Here is a 16,388-nt window from a genome sequence, read left to right as displayed (position 1 = left end):
TGATTACCGGGTAAGTTGTACGTACATAAAAATGAGGAACAGGGGCTGCTTATGGGATTACAGGAACCAAAATATCGGGTGGTCTATAACTGGATTGTGGACAGTATGAGCAATGGGAGTCTGAAGCTAGGGGCCAGGCTTCCCTCGGAGAATGAACTCAGCCAGCGGTTTCAGCTGAGCCGCCAGACGATCCGCCATGCCATCGACCTGCTGGAACAGCAGAAACTGGTGACCAGGGTCAGGGGAAGCGGGACCTATGTGGGCGGAGAGGGCAGGCTGGGGCGTCAGGAGCGGTATATGAACATTGCCGTGATCAGCACCTATGTGGACAGCTATGTATTTCCCACCGTACTCAGGGAGATAGAAAGCGTGCTGTCACAGAAGGGATATACGACCCAGATCGCCTTTACAGGCAACCGGACCGGCAGGGAGCAGGAGATACTGAGCAACCTGATCGACAAGGATATGATAGACGGCCTGATCGTGGAGCCGGCCAAAAGCGCTCTGCCTAATCCCAACCTGCGCTGCTACAGGGAACTGATGAATAGGCATATACCGGTTTTGTTCTTTAACTGCACGTATCCGGAGCTGGGCCTGCCCTTTGTGGCAATGGATGATGTGAGTGTGGGCAGAAAGGCTGTGGAGTACCTGGTAAAGGCCGGACATAGGAAGATCGGCGGTATCTTTAAATGCGATGACGGACAGGGGCCCCTGCGCTACAAGGGGTTTATGCAGGGAATGGAGGAGGCTGGTTTAAGGGCCAAGGACAGGAATGTGGTGTGGATCGATTCCGAGGATATGGTGGAGATGGAGTATTGGTCAGACTATCTCTTCCGCCGCATCGGGGACTGTACGGCTGTTGTGTGTTATAATGATGAGGTGGCCTATATTCTGTCCGGCATCTGTGAAAAACGGGGAATCTCCATTCCGGACCAGCTTTCCCTGGTGGGTATTGACAATTCGGAGCTTTCCACCCTGGCGGAGGTGCCAATCACATCCCTGCCCTATCCCATGGAGGAGCTGGGGCGGAAAGCGGCTGAAAATATTGTGAAGATGATCGAGAATCCATGTTTTGACGGGAACTATCGCTTTGACCCGGATGTGATTGGGCGGGATTCCGTGAAGCTTATAAAAGATGATGATGCAAAGCAGTAAAAAAATATTATAATATCCAGGAGGACGATAAAAATGACAGGAGTTAAAAATTATAAGTTTTGGTTCTGCACCGGTTCACAGGATCTGTATGGGGAGGAGTGCCTGGCACATGTGGCGGAGCACTCCAGGATCATTGTGGAAAGCCTGAACCGGTCAGGGATCCTTCCATACGAAGTGGTATGGAAACCAACCCTGATCACCAATGAACTGATCCGCAGGACGTTTAACGAGGCAAATGCTGATGAGGAGTGCGCAGGCGTCATCACATGGATGCACACATTTTCACCGGCCAAGTCCTGGATTCTGGGACTTCAGGAGTTTAGAAAGCCTCTGATGCATTTCCATACCCAGTTTAACCGGGAGATTCCTTATGACACCATTGACATGGATTTTATGAATGAGAACCAGTCCGCACACGGCGACAGGGAATACGGCCATATGGTCACACGCATGGGCATTGAGCGGAAGGTGATCGTGGGACACTGGAGCGATGAGAAGGTGGTCGGCCGAATTGCGGGCTGGATGCGCACTGCGGTGGGGATCATGGAAAGCAGCCATGTGAGGGTGGTGAGATTTGCCGACAACATGAGAAACGTGGCTGTCACAGAGGGAGATAAGGTAGAGGCCCAGGTGAAATTCGGCTGGGAGGTGGATGCCTACCCGGTAAATGAACTGTGCCAGTATGTGAAGGCGGTTCCAAAAGGGGATATCACAGCCCTGGTTGACGAGTATTACAGCAAATATACCATCCTGCTGGAGGGAAGGGATCCTGAGGAATTTAAACGCCATGTGGCGGTGCAGGCGCAGATCGAGGCAGGACTTGAGAGATTCCTTGTTGAAAAGGATTATCATGCCATTGTGACCCATTTCGGCGATCTGGGCGAGCTGCAGCAGCTTCCGGGCCTGGCGATCCAGAGGCTGATGGAAAAGGGCTATGGATTTGGCGGCGAGGGAGACTGGAAGACAGCCGCCATGGTAAGGCTCATGAAGATCATGGCCCAGGGCGTTAAGAACGCAAAGGGCACATCCTTTATGGAGGACTATACATACAATCTGGTGCCGGGCAAGGAGGGGATCCTGGAGGCCCATATGCTGGAGGTCTGCCCGTCCATCGCCGATGGGGAGATCAGCATCAAGGTAAATCCGCTGTCCATGGGCGACAGGGAGGACCCTGCAAGGCTTGTGTTCACGTCCAAGACAGGACATGGCATTGCAACCTCACTTGTGGACCTGGGAACCAGGTTCCGCCTGATCATCAATGATGTGGAATGCAGGAAGACGGAGAAGGCAATGCCTAAGCTTCCCGTGGCAACCGCGTTCTGGACCCCTGAGCCCAGCCTGGCAACAGGTGCGGAGGCATGGATCCTGGCCGGTGGCGCCCATCATACCGCATTCTCCTATGACCTGACGGCGGAGCAGATGGGAGACTGGGCAGAGTCCATGGGCATTGAAGTGGTTTATATTGACAAGGATACCACCATCAGAGGGCTGAAGAACGAGATGCGCTGGAATGGGGCGGTCTACAGATAAGGGAGGGGGATTTTATGAGTTTAGATCATAATACAGTCAGGGAATGGATTGAAAAAGGGAACACATCACTGGGAATCGAACTGGGCTCCACCAGGATCAAGGCAGTGCTCATCGGGGAGGACCACACTCCGATTGCTTCCGGAAGCCATGACTGGGAGAACCGGTATGTGGATCATATCTGGACCTATACCCTGGAGGATATCTGGACCGGCATACAGGACTGCTACGCAGCCATGGCGGCGGATGTGAAGGATAAGTACGGCGTCACTCTTACCACGGTTGGCTCCATTGGATTTTCAGCCATGATGCACGGCTACATGGCATTTAATAAGGAGGGCGATTTGCTGGTTCCCTTCCGTACCTGGAGGAACACCATCACAGGTCCGGCTTCTGAGAAGCTGACCCAGGTCTTCCGTTACAATGTGCCTCAGAGATGGAGCATTGCCCATCTGTACCAGGCCATCCTTAACAGGGAGGAGCATGTAAAGGAGATCGACTACCTCATTACCCTGGAGGGATATGTGCACTGGAAGCTGACAGGAAGGAAGGTCCTGGGCATCGGTGATGTGGCAGGTATGTTCCCGGTGGATATCCATACAAAGGATTTTGACCAGAAGAGGATCGAACAGTTTGACGAACTGGTGGCCGGGGAGCATTTCCCATGGAAATTGCGGGATATACTTCCCAAAGCCCTGGTGGCTGGAGAGGATGCGGGCACACTTACAGAGGAAGGCGCAAAGCTTTTGGATATATCCGGCAGTCTGAAGGCAGGGATTCCTATGTGTCCCCCGGAAGGGGATGCGGGAACCGGCATGGCGGCCACCAACAGTGTTGCGGTGCGCACCGGCAATGTGTCTGCTGGTACAAGTGTGTTTGCCATGGTGGTTCTGGAAAAGGAATTGGAGCATGTGTACCCGGAGATTGATCTGGTAACCACGCCGGCCGGTGACATGGTGGCAATGGTGCACTGTAATAACTGCACCTCCGACCTCAATGCATGGGTGAACCTGTTTAAGGAATTTTTAGAGACAATGGGCATGAAGGCGGATATGAACGACCTGTTTGGAACGCTTTATAATAAGGCGCTGGAGGGAGATCCGGACTGCGGCGGCCTGTTGGCCTATAACTATTTCTCCGGAGAGCACATCACCCACTTTGAGGAGGGACGCCCCCTGTTTGTGCGCATGCCGGACAGCAAGTTCAGCCTTGCCAACTTTATGAGGGTACACCTTTATACTTCTCTGGGAGCGCTTAAGACAGGTATGGATATCCTGTTAAAGGAGGAACATGTGAAGGTGGATACCCTGCTGGGCCATGGAGGCCTGTTTAAGACAAAGGGTGTGGGTCAGAGGATCCTGGCAGGGGCCATGAACGCGCCTGTATCCGTGATGGAAACGGCCGGTGAAGGCGGAGCATGGGGAATTGCCCTGCTGGCAGCCTATATGAGGAACAAGAAAGAGGGCCAGAGCCTGGACCGGTATCTGGCGGATCAGGTATTCGGAGGAGATCAGGGTATACGTTTGGAGCCGGTGAAGGAAGACGTGGAAGGCTTTGAGGCATTTATGGAGCGGTACGCACAGGGGCTTGCCATTGAGCGGGCGGCTGTGGATCATATGAGATAGACGGAACAACAGGCAAAAGACCGATGGAGGAACAGAGATGTTAGAGGAACTGAAACAGATCGTATATGAAGCAAACATGGAACTGCCCAGAAGAGGGCTGATCACTTATACTTGGGGAAATGTCAGCGGCATTGACAGGGAAAAGGGACTTTTTGTGATCAAGCCCAGCGGCGTGGACTATGACAAGCTGAAACCATCCCAGATGGTGGTGGTAGATCTGGAGGGCAACAAGGTGGAGGGCGATATGAACCCATCCTCAGATACTGCAACCCATGTGGAATTGTACAAGGCATTTAAGGACATTGGCGGCATTGTGCACACCCACTCTCCCCACGCCGCGGCCTGGGCCCAGGCCGGAAGGGCGCTTCCATGTTATGGGACCACCCATGCGGATTATTTTTACGGAGAAATCCCATGCGCAAGGAACCTGACCGAGGAGGAGATCGAGGAAGGGTATGAGATGAACACGGGCAAGGTGATCGTGGAGACCTTTGCAGGCAAGAACCCTGTCTATGTCCCGGCAGTGCTGTGCAAGAACCACGGGCCCTTTACCTGGGGAAAGGATGCGGCTGAGGCAGTGCACAATGCCGTGGTGCTGGAGGAAGTGGCCAAGATGAATTACATGACCGAGATGCTTAATCCACAGGTGGAGCCCGCCCCACAGTGTATGCTGGATAAGCATTTCATGCGCAAGCATGGTCCAAACGCATATTATGGACAGAGAAACCGGTAAGGCGGATCCTAAGCAGAAAACAGGGTCCGGGGCGGCCGTGGATTTTTACCGCCGCGTAGGAGTGGTTCTGAGGGCTGTGCCGGAAGGGCGTGTGGTGACCTATGGACAGATCGCCCTGCTCTGCGGCCGCCCAAAGAACGCCAGGCAGGTGGGCTACGCCCTTAGGAATGATCTGTCCGGCCAGGTCCCGGCCCACCGCGTGGTCAATGGCCAGGGATTCCTAAGCGGGGCGGCCAGCTTTGATTATCCGGGATTGCAAAAGCAGCTCCTGATGGATGAGGGAGTGGCCGTATCTCCGGATAACCGGGTGGATCTGAAGAAATTTGGCTGGAGGAATACCCTGAAGGATGCCATGGGATTTCTGGATGAGTTTGAAAGGGAGAAGATCTGAGATACAGGTCTTCTCCTTTTTGTTTACACCCGTGGCGCGCTTTAACGGGCTGCTCAAGCGGGCGCTGGGAGACGTGTGAAAGGCATTTGTCATGGTTCTGCCAGAGGGCAGGACCAGGATACAATAGTGCCCATATTCTCTTTGGAATAGAGATGGATGCCCGGTGATCCGGGATACTGCAGTTTGATCCTCTGATTGGTGTTGGCCAGGCCGATATGGTTATGAGGCACGTAATTCTCCTGCTTCAGGCACTCTGCGATCTCCCGGAGACGGGCGGGAGCCATGCCGGTTCCGTTGTCTATAATGGTATAGTTCAGTGCATGGTTTTGTTTCAGGATCTTGATCTTGATGATCATTTTTCCCTGTTTTCCCTTCATGCCATAGAGAAGGGAATTCTCGATGATAGGCTGGATCAGAAGACGCTTCACCAGTTCCTGCAATGCATCCTCCTCATAATCCCACAGCACGTCAAAGGTGTCCCCGTACCGGACCTTCTGAAGGGCGATATATTCCTTGGTCGCCAATATCTCATCCTGGAGGGAAGGCAGCTTTTCAGGGGAATCCAAAGTATAGCGCAGCAGGTGGGAAAGGTTGGCCAGCATCCGGACAGCACCGGCAGAGCCGGGAAGCTGCATCAGTTCAAAATTAATGGTCTGCAGGGTATTGAACAGGAAGTGGGGATTGAGCTGGCATTGCAGGGCAACCAGCTCAGCGGATGCCTTCTGGTATTGAAAGTTGGTCAGCTTCATATTCAGCTCATTGTTCCTCAAAAACGTCTTTATGATATTGTTCAGGATCAGGCTGTATTCATCTGTGATAACAGGCACCATTTCAGGAAGCTGCTGCTGTTTTTCCGCGGCTTCAAAAACCGACAAAATGCTGAAGATCTGGTTTCTTCTCTGGTCATTTGTGTACCAGGCGATACTGATGCTTATGAGAAGCCCCAGCCCTCCTGTGAGAAACGTGGTTGCCAGGATCTTATTGGACAGGGCGTACAGGGATCGGCGGGGGATCAGAAACACATAGTTCATATAAGGGTTGTCATTGACCGCTTCCACGAAATAATCCTGATGGCGGATGGTGATGGTATCTGAATCCTGCTCCATGATGGATGTAAAATCTATGCCATGGCTGTCCTCTGTGTTAAGGCTGGATACCAGGGGCTGGTTCTTAAGATCCAGCAGGAAAAACTGCATGTTCTCCAGCTCAGCCACATCGGTGAGGATATTCTCAAAATAGGAGCTGCGGATATTGATCACGATCACATTGTTTTTGTGAAAGCGCTGGTAAATAGATATCACATCATAGGTGAGGAGGGAGGATTCCCGGATGGTCCTGCGCTGGATTAGTATATTTTCATCTTCCGGCATATTGAGGAACGTCTGGTACCACTCCGGGTCCCTGGTTGTCTTAAGGTTCTCCCTGCGGTTATTGGACGAAAAGAAATTGTCAAACCGGTTGGGCATGTAAACATACAGGGAGTGATAAATATTGTCGTATCCCAAAGTGCTGTTAAAGATCGGAGTGATGGTGCGCAGGGTCTGTACCTGTTCGTAGGTCAGCGTTTCATTGTTGAGAAGCTGCAGGATGGTGAGATACAGAATGGAATTGCCCTCAAACAGCGATTTCTGCTTGTTGACTTCACGGAAAACATTGGTCAGGGACTGCTCCATCAGATGGCAGGAGGCATTAATACGGTTCTGAGTCTCCTTTACAAGGGTGGTGAATGAAAAATAAAAGACCAGGGTGCCGACACAGAGGATGGGCAGGCAGATCAGACTGGCAATGCGCAGAAAACTGTTGCGCAGGGAACGTTTCAGCATTTTGTACGCCCCTTTCTGTATTCCTGAGGAGTACATCCAATGGACTGGCGGAATGTTTTTACAAAGTTTTTCGGATTGTCATAACCGCACATTAAGGACACCTCATACACCTTGAAATTTACGTTCTGGAGAAGCTGGCACGCATAATTCATTTTTTCCTGTATCAGGTATTCTGTAAATGTGATATCCATCTGCTCCCTGAATAGTTTGGAAAGGTAGTTGGGAGTCAGATTGAGCTCCAGTGAGATCTTATTCAGGGAAGCAGAGGCAAGGTTTTCCGACACATAGCGTTTTATGTAGGGGATGATCGGGGAATCTCCCTGGTCTGTACCGGGAATCAGGGATGTCTGTAAATGCTCACTGTCCAGTACTTCTTTGATCTTATTAAAAACAGTAAATATTTCCATATATGTGGTGGGTTTCAGGATATAATCCGTAACCTGGTACCGGATGGCTTTCTGGGCCAGCTCAAAATCAGAATAACCGCTGAGGAAAACAACCTTTGTGTGTATCTTTTGGTCGTGGATATACTTGGCAAAGGCGATTCCGTCCAGGACCGGCATGCGGATATCGCAGAGGACCGCGTCAACCGGATGGTGGAGAATGTAATCAATGGCCAGTTTTCCGTTTTCCAGGCATGCTTCTACCTCAAATCCAAGACTGTTCCAGTCATATAAGGATGCAATCCCTTCCCGCAGTTTCTTTTCATCATCTACAATTAGCAGACTGTACATAAAATCCCCCTCAGAGTTGTGCGATTATTTTTACCATAAATAGTAAATATATGAATGCTTTTTCATTATACGGTGAAATGTATGGAATTTCAACAAAAATGCCTCAAATTGTAGATTGCCATCCCGATTTTGTAGAATAGCAACCTTTGAAAAGAGGATCATATTGGATATAATTTTAACATCAGTTGGATCGGTCATCATCAATACCGCAACAGACAGGAGGAAGGTTAAATGAATTTAAAAAACATGGGGGCACTTTTTTTGGCAGGAGCTTTGGCAGCCGGAAGTCTGACAGGATGTTCCGGGGGGAACCAGACAGCCGCGCCCAAGGAAAGCGGCAATGAGACCACGGCCCAGGCAGGAAAAACTGCGGGGAAGCAGGAAAAGGTAACACTGAGATTTGCATGGTGGGGAGATGAAGGAAGGCACCAGGCCACATTAAAAGCCATTGAGCTGTATATGGACAGGAATCCCAATGTGACCATTGAAGCGGAGTACGGGGGGTTTGACGGCTATCAGCAGAAGATCTCCACACAGCTTGCAGGACAGACAGCGCCGGATATCATACAGCTTAACGCAAACTGGATGCCGGATTATGCCAACAAGGGAGATTTTTTTATTCATTTACAGGACTATCCGGATTTGATGGATGTTTCCGGATTTGACGAGGAATTCCTGAACAGCTTCTGCGTATTTAATGACCAGCTCATTGCCCTGCCAACGGGAATGAATGCGCGAACCGCTTATATGAACAAGGCATCGGCGGAGAAGTTCGGATTGGATATCAGCCTGGATGACAAGCTGACCTGGGAAGACTATATTGAGATGGGGAAAAAGGTCCAGGAACAGGATCCCAACTCCTATCTTCTTGTAACCGATCCCCGTTTGACCGCCATCTATGTGGTTAAGGGTTATATCCAGCAGACCACGGGGGAACAGGTAATCAATGATGATTATACGATCGGTTTCGACAAGGAGGTTCTCACGGATGCATTTGATCTGGTGCAGCGGATGTATGATGAAAAGGTATTTGAGCCCATTCAGGACTCAGCCGCCTTTAATGATGTGTTCTATACCAATCCCAAAGTGGCTTCAGGGGAATTGCTGGCCAGCTTTGGATGGACCTCCAACATTTCTGAACTCAATGGCCTGATCGGAGCAGACAATATACAGGTTATCCCCATTCCTGTTCTGGACAATGCCAAGGATACGGCACTTTTGATCCGGCCCGCACAGGTCATGTCCATACCGGCTTCCTGTGAGAACAAGGAAGAGGCCCTAAAGTTCCTGAATTTCTTCTTTAATGACGAGGAGGCGGGAAAGATCTTGGGGGATGTGCGCTCCATTCCGTCTGTGGATAAGATTCGTACCATGTGTGAGGAGGAAGGGATCTTGGACAGTAATTCGGTTATCACAATTGAATATGGCATCAGCCACAGCGGAAAAGCTGAGAACGGTCCTTCCTCCAACACGGAAGTGGAGGCGGTATTTACCAATGCGGTGGAGAAGATCGCTTACCACAAAGGGACTCCCGGGGAAGTTGCTGATGAGACCATGAAGCTTTTGGAGGATGTCTTAAATACATTGAAATAAAGAAAAGGGATGTGGGATAAATGGAAAATAAGAAAAAAAGGAGGCGGCAAGGGTTCTTCAAAAGGAATATGGGGCTTATCTATATAAGCCCCTGGATATTAGGATTTCTGCTTCTGCAGCTTTATCCCTTTGTGGCCTCTTTCTGTTATTCGTTTACAAACTATAATATGTTCTCCAAACCTCAATTTGTGGGGCTGGCCAATTATATCAGGCTGTTTACTGTGGATCCTGACTTTTGGAATTCCCTGACAGCCACGTTAAAATACGCAGCCATGACAGTTCCGGCCAAACTAGTCTTTGCACTGATCGTGGCCATGATCTTAAATGTAAATCTGAAAGGGGTCAATTTTTTTCGGACGGTCTATTATCTTCCCTCCATTCTGGGGGGCAGCGTTGCCATATCCGCTCTGTGGAAACTGATGTTCATGAAGGAGGGCATGATCAACACTGTCCTCAGCATGATCCATGTAGGACCCATTGACTGGCTGGGAAGTACGGCCTGGGCCATGCCCACCATCAGCCTTCTCCAGGTATGGCAGTTCGGTTCATCCATGGTATTGTTCCTGGCCGCATTAAAACAGGTTCCCCAGGAATTGTACGAGGCCGCCAGCGTGGACGGTTCCACTTCGGTCAAAAACTTTTTCACCATCACCCTGCCCATGATCACACCCATTGTGTTTTTTAATATGATCATGCAGACCATCAATGCGCTGCAGAACTTCACTTCCGGATTTGTTGTAACCGGGGGCGGGCCCCTCAAGTCCACATATCTGCTGGGCATGAAACTCTATGATGACGCGTTTGGAAACGGAAGCTTTAAGATGGGATATGCCAGCGCCACGTCCTGGATCATGTTTTTGCTCATATTTATTTTCACATTGCTGATCTTTAAGAGTTCAGACGCATGGGTATATTACGAAGATGAAGGAGAATTCTGATGAAAAAGAAGACAAAGAGGACGATTTGGGCTTATGTGATCTTGGTTGTATTTGGATTCATCATGGTCTATCCGCTGATTTGGATGTTTTTTGCCACATTTAAGGATAATAAGGAATTGTTTGGCACAACAGCCCTTCTCCCATCCTCCTACAGCCTTGACGCGTACCTGAAGGGATGGAAGGGCAGCGGCCAGTATACCTTTACCACATTTTTTATCAATTCCTTTAAAATGGTCATCCCTGCCGTGTTTTTTACCATTGCTTCCTGCAGCATTGTGGCATACGGGTTTGCTAGATTCAAATTTGTGGGAAAAAAGCTGCTGTTCGGCCTGATGATCTCCACCCTTATGCTTCCCAATGCAGCCATCATCATTCCGCGGTACCTGCTGTTTCGCAACCTTGGATGGCTCAACACCTTTAAGCCCTTTTGGATGCCGGCCTTACTGGCAGCATATCCCTTTTTTATTTTCATGCTCATACAGTTTTTAAGGGGAATCCCAAAAGACTTGGATGAATCAGCAAAGATAGACGGGGCTAATTCATTTGTGATTTTTAAAAGCATTCTCCTTCCCCTCACGAAACCTGCTCTTTTTTCCGTGGGACTTATGCAGTTTATGTGGGTGTGGAATGATTTTTATAATCCCCTGATCTATATCAACAGTGTTAAAAATTATCCCCTTGCATTAGGAGTAAGAATGGTGCTGGATACAAGCGGCACCGTATACTGGAATCAGGTTCTGGCCATGGCCCTGGTATCCATACTGCCCCTGATCATACTGTTCTTCTTTGCACAGAGATATTTTATTGAGGGGATCGCCACTACGGGTATGAAAGGATAAGACATGATAAAATATGAAAAAAACTGCGTAAAGGATATTAAGATTGCCTACATAGGGGGAGGGTCCAGGGGATGGGCGTGGGGATTTATGAGCGACCTGTCCCTGGAAGAATCCATTTCAGGCACTGTGTTCCTGTATGATATCGATCTGCCCTCCGCCAAGGCCAATGAGATAATAGGAAATAAAGCGGCCCGGATGGAGGATGCCAGATCACAGTGGAACTATGTTGTCAGCGAGGATATCGACAGTGCCCTGGAGGGAGCTGACTTTGTGATCATTTCCATTACACCCGGCACTATTCTTTCCTTTAAGGAAATGCGTTCAGACGTACATACACCGGAAAAGTATGGGATCTATCAGTCGGTGGGGGATACCGTGGGACCGGGCGGCCTGTTCCGGGCCATGCGCGTGCTGCCCATGTATGAGGGATTTGCAGATAAGATCCGGGAACACTGCCCCGATGCCTGGGTGATCAACTACACCAATCCCATGACATTGTGTACCAGGATCCTTTATGAGAGATTTCCCCAGATAAAGGCGTTTGGCTGCTGCCATGAGGTGTTCGGAACACAGAAAATACTGGCATATGCCCTTAAGGAATTCTGCGGTATCACGGTGGACCGCAGGATGATCAAGACCAATGTGCTGGGGATCAACCATTTTACCTGGATCGACCGCGCGGAATATCAGGGAAGGGATCTGTTTCCGCTCTATGAAAAGCTGGTGGAAAAATATGGGGAAACCGGCCTGGAGGGAGTGGAGAAGAACCACTGGGCCAATAAAGAATTTACATCAGGAAACAAGGTTAAATTTGACCTGTTTAAGAGGTACGGTCTGATCGCTGCCGCCGGTGACCGTCATCTGGCGGAATTTTGTCCGCCGTGGTATCTGAAAAATCCGGAGGTTGTGGCAAGCTGGGGCTTTATGCTGACAACCGTGGATAAGCGGGAGCAGATGCTTGAAGAACGTCTTAAGCGCAGCCGTGCCCTTGTGTCAGGGGAGGAAACATTCAAGTTCCAGGTTACAGGGGAGGATGGTGTTTACCAGATCAAAGCGCTCCTTGGGCTGGAGGACTTTATGTGCAATGTGAACCTGCCCAACACAGGCCAGATCCAGGGATTGCCAAAGGGGGCTGTGGTGGAAAGCAATGCGTTTTTTACAAGGAACCGTATCATTCCCGTTCAGGCAGGAAGGCTTCCTGACCCGGTCAATATCCTGGTCCTGAGACATGTAATCAATCAGGAAATGATTCTGAAGGCATGTGTGGACAGGGATTACCATCAGGCATTCCAGGCATTTTGCAATGACCCGCTGATGACGCTGGACGTAAGGACTGCCAAAACACTCTTCTGTGAAATGATAGACCATACCAAAGAATTTTTGCCTGATTACAGATGGTGATCCGGGGGAGTGCTGTTTGAGAGCACTCCCTTTGTATGAATGGAAAGAAATGGAGGATAAAATGAAACTTGCGGTTGGATCAGATCAAGCCGGATATGAGTTAAAGGAAAAGGTAAAGGCATATCTGCTGGAAAAAGGACATGAGGTGGAGGATTTGGGCACCACGGACGTGCAGGCGCCTCTTCCATACTTTGAGGCGGCCCACAATGTGTGCTGCCGGATAAGGGAAGGCGGGGCCGAACGGGGATTCCTGATCTGCGGAACAGGCGCGGGCATGTGCATACATGCCAACAAACACCAGGGGATCTTTGCCGTGGTCAGTGAAAGCGTTTATTCCGCCAGGCTGTGCAGGATCATCAATGACGCCAATGTGCTTACTTTTGGAAGCCGGATCGTGCCCGCGGATATGGCATATGAGATGGCGGATGTGTTTATAAAGACAGAGTTTATTGAGGGCATGGGGCCGGAGCGTGCCGAACATTTGATGGGCCAGCAGCAGCGGTATCTGGAACTGGAGCGGTCTTTTTGCAAGGGGGCGGCAGATAAGGAGGTCGGACATGAGATACAGCGCTGAGTTGATTGAAAAACTGGATCAGACCGCTAAAAGGATCAGGAGAAATATGGTGGTCAGCGTTGGAGTGGGAGTGGCAGGGCATATAGGCGGTTCCTGTTCCGCCGCCGACCTGGTGACGGCAATCTATTTTTATAAAATGCGCCACGATCCATTCAATCCCGCAAAAAAGGACAGGGACCGTTTTCTGCTGAGCAAAGGGCATGTGGCGATCCTCCAGTATGCGGCATTGGCTGAGGCCGGGTATTTTCCGATCGAGGATCTAAAGACCACCAAGGAAATAGGATCCTATCTCCAGGGACATCCCGATGTGCAGAAGACCCCGGGAATTGAAGCCGGAACAGGCTCTCTGGGCCAGGGGGTGTCCATCGGGCTGGGAATGGCTCTGGGCCTTAAGGCGGACAAACTGGACAGCCGGGTGTATGTCCTGTGCGGAGACGGAGAAATGGCGGAAGGACAGATCTGGGAGGCCGCCATGGCAGCCAGCGTTTACCGGGCGGATAACCTGGTGGTTTTAGTGGATAAAAATGGACTTCAGGCAACAGGGGGTACAAAAGACCGGTTTGACACGGATCCCCTTCCGGACAAATGGCGCAGCTTTGGCTGGAATGTGCTGGAGATTGACGGCCACCATATGGAAGAGATCCTTGCCGCCCTGGATATGGCTGATTTTATGAAAGGAAAGCCAACGGTCATCATTGCCCGCACGGTAAAGGGAAAGGGGATCAGCTTTGCGGAGCATGTGGCGGGCTTTCACAATGGAATCCTCACAGAGGAAAACTATGAAAAGGCATTGAACGAGCTATCCTAGGAGGTGTTGAAATGGGCTATAGAAATCAAAGAATTGCGTATGGCAGCACGTTGGTTGAAGAAGGAAAAAAGAATGACAGGCTGGTGGTCCTGGATGCGGATCTAAGTGGTTCCACCATGGGAAAGATGTTTGAGCAGGCATTTCCGGACAGGCATTACGAGATGGGGATCGCGGAAGCTGACATGACCTCGGTGGCGGCCGGATTATCACTGACGGGCTGGATCCCGTTTACTAATTCCTTTGCCGTATTTTCAGCCGGACGGGCATATGACCAGATCAGGCAGACCATTGCCATTGGGAACCTGAATGTGAAGATTGTGGGATCTTCCGCCGGACTGTCCGACTTTGGAGACGGAGCCACACACCAGGCCATTGAGGATATGGCATACATGCGTGCAATCCCCAACATGACCGTGATCTGCCCGGCGGACGCAAATGAGACCGTGGAAGCCGTAAAGGCTATGATACAGAGCAAGGGGCCGTGTTATCTGAGATTAAACAGAAACGATTACGACAATGTAACTGAGGAGGGAAAGCCTTTTACCATAGGAAAGCCCTCGGTCCTTAAGCAGGGCACGGATGTGACCGTGTTTGCCACCGGATATATGGTGTCCCTGGCCCTTGCGGCCGCCCGGGAGCTGGAAGGGAAGATCTCTGTCAGGGTGGTGAATGTGAGTACCATCAAGCCGTTGGATCAAACCATGATCATTGAACTGGCCAGGACCTGCAAAGGCGTGGTGACAGCGGAGGAGCACACAGTCATAGGCGGTCTGGGCAGCGCGGTTGCCCAGGCTCTTGCAAAGACTGGCAGGCCCGTTGAGTTTGTGGGGATCAATGATACCTTTGGCTGCAGCGGACACAGCTACCAGGAAGTGCTGGAGCATCACGGCCTTACAAAAGAACATATCGTGGATGCGGTTAAAACCATTTGGGAACTGTAACGGAACGTGGAGGGAAGGATGAAATTTGGCTGCTGCTTAAATATGGTGTCATCAGGACCGGATGGAACCGGGATGGAGTGGATCCCCCAGGCCGCCATGGCGGGCTGTGATTACCTGGAGCTTCCCCTGGCAGAGATCATGTACATGATGGAACCGGAGTTTCTTGCTTTAAAACAGAGACTGGGAGATGGGGGGATCAGGTGCAGGGCCTGCAATAATTTTTTTCCGGGAAAACTCAGGCTGATCGGGGAGAGACAAGAAAGGGAAAGGGCGCTTAAATATGCTTATGCAGCACTGCAGAGGGCCGGCAGCCTGGGGGCTTCCTGTGTGGTTTTCGGAAGCGGGGCCGCCAGGTGTATACCAGACGGTATTTCCTATGAAGCCGGTTACGGCCAGATCGTGGGCCTGTTAAGGAGCCTGTCGCCGGTGGCCGGCTTTTATGGCATAGATCTGGCGATCGAGCCCCTGCGCAAAGCTGAGTGTAATATTATCAACACATTCAAAGAAGGGTGCAGCCTGGCAAAGGATGTCAATGAACGGAATATAAAGGTGCTGGTAGATTTTTACCATTTGTGTGAGGAGAAGGAATCCCTTGACCATATTTCCAATTATGGAAAAGGACATCTGCTCCATGTGCACATGGCAGACCCTGAACACCGCGGTTTTCTGAGGGATTCCAACCGAAAGGAGTATGATGCGTTTTTCCAGGCGCTAAAAGGGGCAGGATATGATCATGCCATCAGTTTTGAGGCCTACAGCAGAAATTTTATAAATGATTTGAAGAAAAGCCTAATAATTGGAAACGAATTGTGGCAGTCCTGACACTGAAGGATACAGTCAGCGTCCCATGGCCCTGATTTAGAACAATGAAAGCCTGTACAAAGGGGAAAATTAAGTATATAATGGGGGTGTTTACTATGAATGTTGGAGGAAAACTATTATGACGTTTACGTACCCGGCTGTATTTACACCCCATAAGGAAGATGCGGGTTTTCATGTGGAATTTCCGGATCTGGAGTACTGTGTGGCGGATGGACCGGATTTGGAGGATGCAGTAGAGAATGCAAGATATGCAGCATACAACTGGCTCTGGGTGGAGTTTGAGGAAGGGACTTACGATTTCCCATCCCAGTCCCACTATGATGATATCACATTGGAGCAGGGTTCTTTCATAAAGTATATCATGGTCACGGTTAAACTAATGCCTGATAACGATTAAGACCATATACGATCTGTGCATCTATGGCCTGACTGCACCCTGTTCCTGGGATGCCGATTAAAACATAGAGATATTTAATTGATATCG

General features: G+C 50.3%; 16 protein-coding genes. 14 read left to right on the top strand and 2 right to left on the bottom strand.

The window, feature by feature from the left end; all coding sequences use genetic code 11:
* Positions 1-51 precede the first annotated feature (51 nt).
* The 5 genes from CLFS41_RS18925 to CLFS41_RS18905 are packed head-to-tail and all read left to right on the top strand — an operon-like array spanning position 52 to position 5,431.
* Positions 52-1,155, top strand: a complete 1,104-nt coding sequence (locus tag CLFS41_RS18925; protein WP_007867895.1) for a GntR family transcriptional regulator — start codon at positions 52-54, stop codon at positions 1,153-1,155.
* A 33-nt stretch (positions 1,156-1,188) separates the two neighbouring features.
* On the top strand, positions 1,189-2,685 hold the full coding sequence (gene araA, locus CLFS41_RS18920; protein ID WP_007867893.1) for an L-arabinose isomerase: 1,497 nt from the start codon (positions 1,189-1,191) through the stop codon (positions 2,683-2,685).
* A 14-nt stretch (positions 2,686-2,699) separates the two neighbouring features.
* Positions 2,700-4,307, top strand: coding sequence for an FGGY-family carbohydrate kinase (locus tag CLFS41_RS18915; RefSeq protein ID WP_045093141.1), 1,608 nt, complete (start codon positions 2,700-2,702; stop codon positions 4,305-4,307).
* A gap of 37 nt (positions 4,308-4,344) precedes the next feature.
* A complete protein-coding gene (locus CLFS41_RS18910) occupies positions 4,345-5,040 on the top strand; it encodes an L-ribulose-5-phosphate 4-epimerase (protein WP_007867889.1) in 696 nt (231 codons plus the stop codon).
* On the top strand, positions 5,021-5,431 hold the full coding sequence (locus CLFS41_RS18905) for an MGMT family protein (protein WP_347468643.1): 411 nt from the start codon (positions 5,021-5,023) through the stop codon (positions 5,429-5,431). The genes CLFS41_RS18910 and CLFS41_RS18905 overlap by 20 nt, the downstream gene beginning before the upstream one ends.
* A gap of 89 nt (positions 5,432-5,520) precedes the next feature.
* Here CLFS41_RS18905 and CLFS41_RS18900 read toward each other — a convergent pair whose 3' ends face one another.
* Both CLFS41_RS18900 and CLFS41_RS18895 read right to left on the bottom strand, forming a co-directional pair.
* Positions 5,521-7,254, bottom strand: coding sequence for a histidine kinase (locus CLFS41_RS18900; RefSeq protein ID WP_045093140.1), 1,734 nt, complete (start codon positions 7,252-7,254; stop codon positions 5,521-5,523).
* The gene (locus CLFS41_RS18895; RefSeq protein ID WP_045093139.1) at positions 7,248-7,988 is read right to left on the bottom strand and encodes a response regulator; all 741 of its coding nucleotides are present in this window, start codon (positions 7,986-7,988) and stop codon (positions 7,248-7,250) included. The genes CLFS41_RS18900 and CLFS41_RS18895 overlap by 7 nt, the downstream gene beginning before the upstream one ends.
* A gap of 231 nt (positions 7,989-8,219) precedes the next feature.
* Here CLFS41_RS18895 and CLFS41_RS18890 point away from each other — a divergent pair, with 231 nt between their 5' ends.
* From CLFS41_RS18890 to CLFS41_RS18850, 9 genes are all read left to right on the top strand, one after another.
* Complete coding sequence (locus CLFS41_RS18890; protein ID WP_045093138.1) at positions 8,220-9,581, top strand: ABC transporter substrate-binding protein; 1,362 nt, start codon at positions 8,220-8,222, stop codon at positions 9,579-9,581.
* A gap of 20 nt (positions 9,582-9,601) precedes the next feature.
* A complete protein-coding gene (locus CLFS41_RS18885) occupies positions 9,602-10,519 on the top strand; it encodes a sugar ABC transporter permease (protein ID WP_045093137.1) in 918 nt (305 codons plus the stop codon).
* Positions 10,519-11,358: a carbohydrate ABC transporter permease gene (locus CLFS41_RS18880; RefSeq protein WP_045093136.1), complete on the top strand. Its 840-nt coding sequence runs from the start codon at positions 10,519-10,521 to the stop codon at positions 11,356-11,358. The genes CLFS41_RS18885 and CLFS41_RS18880 overlap by 1 nt, the downstream gene beginning before the upstream one ends.
* Before the next feature lie 3 nt (positions 11,359-11,361).
* Positions 11,362-12,759, top strand: coding sequence for an alpha-glucosidase/alpha-galactosidase (locus tag CLFS41_RS18875; protein WP_207642653.1), 1,398 nt, complete (start codon positions 11,362-11,364; stop codon positions 12,757-12,759).
* 61 nt (positions 12,760-12,820) lie between these two features.
* Positions 12,821-13,333, top strand: a complete 513-nt coding sequence (locus CLFS41_RS18870) for an RpiB/LacA/LacB family sugar-phosphate isomerase (protein WP_045093135.1) — start codon at positions 12,821-12,823, stop codon at positions 13,331-13,333.
* Positions 13,317-14,141 (top strand): transketolase, encoded by an 825-nt coding sequence (locus tag CLFS41_RS18865; protein WP_045093134.1) that lies wholly within the window; start codon positions 13,317-13,319, stop codon positions 14,139-14,141. The genes CLFS41_RS18870 and CLFS41_RS18865 overlap by 17 nt, the downstream gene beginning before the upstream one ends.
* An 11-nt stretch (positions 14,142-14,152) precedes the next feature.
* On the top strand, positions 14,153-15,082 hold the full coding sequence (locus tag CLFS41_RS18860) for a transketolase C-terminal domain-containing protein (protein WP_045093133.1): 930 nt from the start codon (positions 14,153-14,155) through the stop codon (positions 15,080-15,082).
* An 18-nt stretch (positions 15,083-15,100) separates the two neighbouring features.
* Positions 15,101-15,904: a sugar phosphate isomerase/epimerase family protein gene (locus tag CLFS41_RS18855; protein WP_048930770.1), complete on the top strand. Its 804-nt coding sequence runs from the start codon at positions 15,101-15,103 to the stop codon at positions 15,902-15,904.
* A 118-nt stretch (positions 15,905-16,022) separates the two neighbouring features.
* Positions 16,023-16,301, top strand: a complete 279-nt coding sequence (locus CLFS41_RS18850) for a type II toxin-antitoxin system HicB family antitoxin (protein WP_007867869.1) — start codon at positions 16,023-16,025, stop codon at positions 16,299-16,301.
* Positions 16,302-16,388 lie beyond the last annotated feature (87 nt).

The organism is Clostridium sp. FS41, from assembly GCF_000954015.1.
GTDB classification, from domain to species: Bacteria; Bacillota; Clostridia; order Lachnospirales; family Lachnospiraceae; genus Enterocloster; species Enterocloster citroniae.
This window is presented reverse-complemented; position numbering and strand designations above follow the sequence as displayed.

Excerpts from the sequence above, each read along its gene's own strand:
- CLFS41_RS18855 (WP_048930770.1), top strand. The coding sequence starts at position 15,101 with ATGAAATTTGGCTGCTGCTTAAATATGGTGTCATCAGGACCGGATGGA.
- CLFS41_RS18860 (WP_045093133.1), top strand. The coding sequence starts at position 14,153 with ATGGGCTATAGAAATCAAAGAATTGCGTATGGCAGCACGTTGGTTGAA.
- CLFS41_RS18905 (WP_347468643.1), top strand. The coding sequence starts at position 5,021 with ATGGACAGAGAAACCGGTAAGGCGGATCCTAAGCAGAAAACAGGGTCC.
- CLFS41_RS18895 (WP_045093139.1), bottom strand. The coding sequence starts at position 7,988 with ATGTACAGTCTGCTAATTGTAGATGATGAAAAGAAACTGCGGGAAGGG.
- CLFS41_RS18890 (WP_045093138.1), top strand. The coding sequence starts at position 8,220 with ATGAATTTAAAAAACATGGGGGCACTTTTTTTGGCAGGAGCTTTGGCA.
- CLFS41_RS18850 (WP_007867869.1), top strand. The coding sequence starts at position 16,023 with ATGACGTTTACGTACCCGGCTGTATTTACACCCCATAAGGAAGATGCG.
- CLFS41_RS18875 (WP_207642653.1), top strand. The coding sequence starts at position 11,362 with ATGATAAAATATGAAAAAAACTGCGTAAAGGATATTAAGATTGCCTAC.
- CLFS41_RS18925 (WP_007867895.1), top strand. The coding sequence starts at position 52 with ATGGGATTACAGGAACCAAAATATCGGGTGGTCTATAACTGGATTGTG.
- araA (WP_007867893.1), top strand. The coding sequence starts at position 1,189 with ATGACAGGAGTTAAAAATTATAAGTTTTGGTTCTGCACCGGTTCACAG.
- CLFS41_RS18910 (WP_007867889.1), top strand. The coding sequence starts at position 4,345 with ATGTTAGAGGAACTGAAACAGATCGTATATGAAGCAAACATGGAACTG.
- CLFS41_RS18900 (WP_045093140.1), bottom strand. The coding sequence starts at position 7,254 with ATGCTGAAACGTTCCCTGCGCAACAGTTTTCTGCGCATTGCCAGTCTG.
- CLFS41_RS18865 (WP_045093134.1), top strand. The coding sequence starts at position 13,317 with ATGAGATACAGCGCTGAGTTGATTGAAAAACTGGATCAGACCGCTAAA.
- CLFS41_RS18885 (WP_045093137.1), top strand. The coding sequence starts at position 9,602 with ATGGAAAATAAGAAAAAAAGGAGGCGGCAAGGGTTCTTCAAAAGGAAT.
- CLFS41_RS18870 (WP_045093135.1), top strand. The coding sequence starts at position 12,821 with ATGAAACTTGCGGTTGGATCAGATCAAGCCGGATATGAGTTAAAGGAA.
- CLFS41_RS18915 (WP_045093141.1), top strand. The coding sequence starts at position 2,700 with ATGAGTTTAGATCATAATACAGTCAGGGAATGGATTGAAAAAGGGAAC.
- CLFS41_RS18880 (WP_045093136.1), top strand. The coding sequence starts at position 10,519 with ATGAAAAAGAAGACAAAGAGGACGATTTGGGCTTATGTGATCTTGGTT.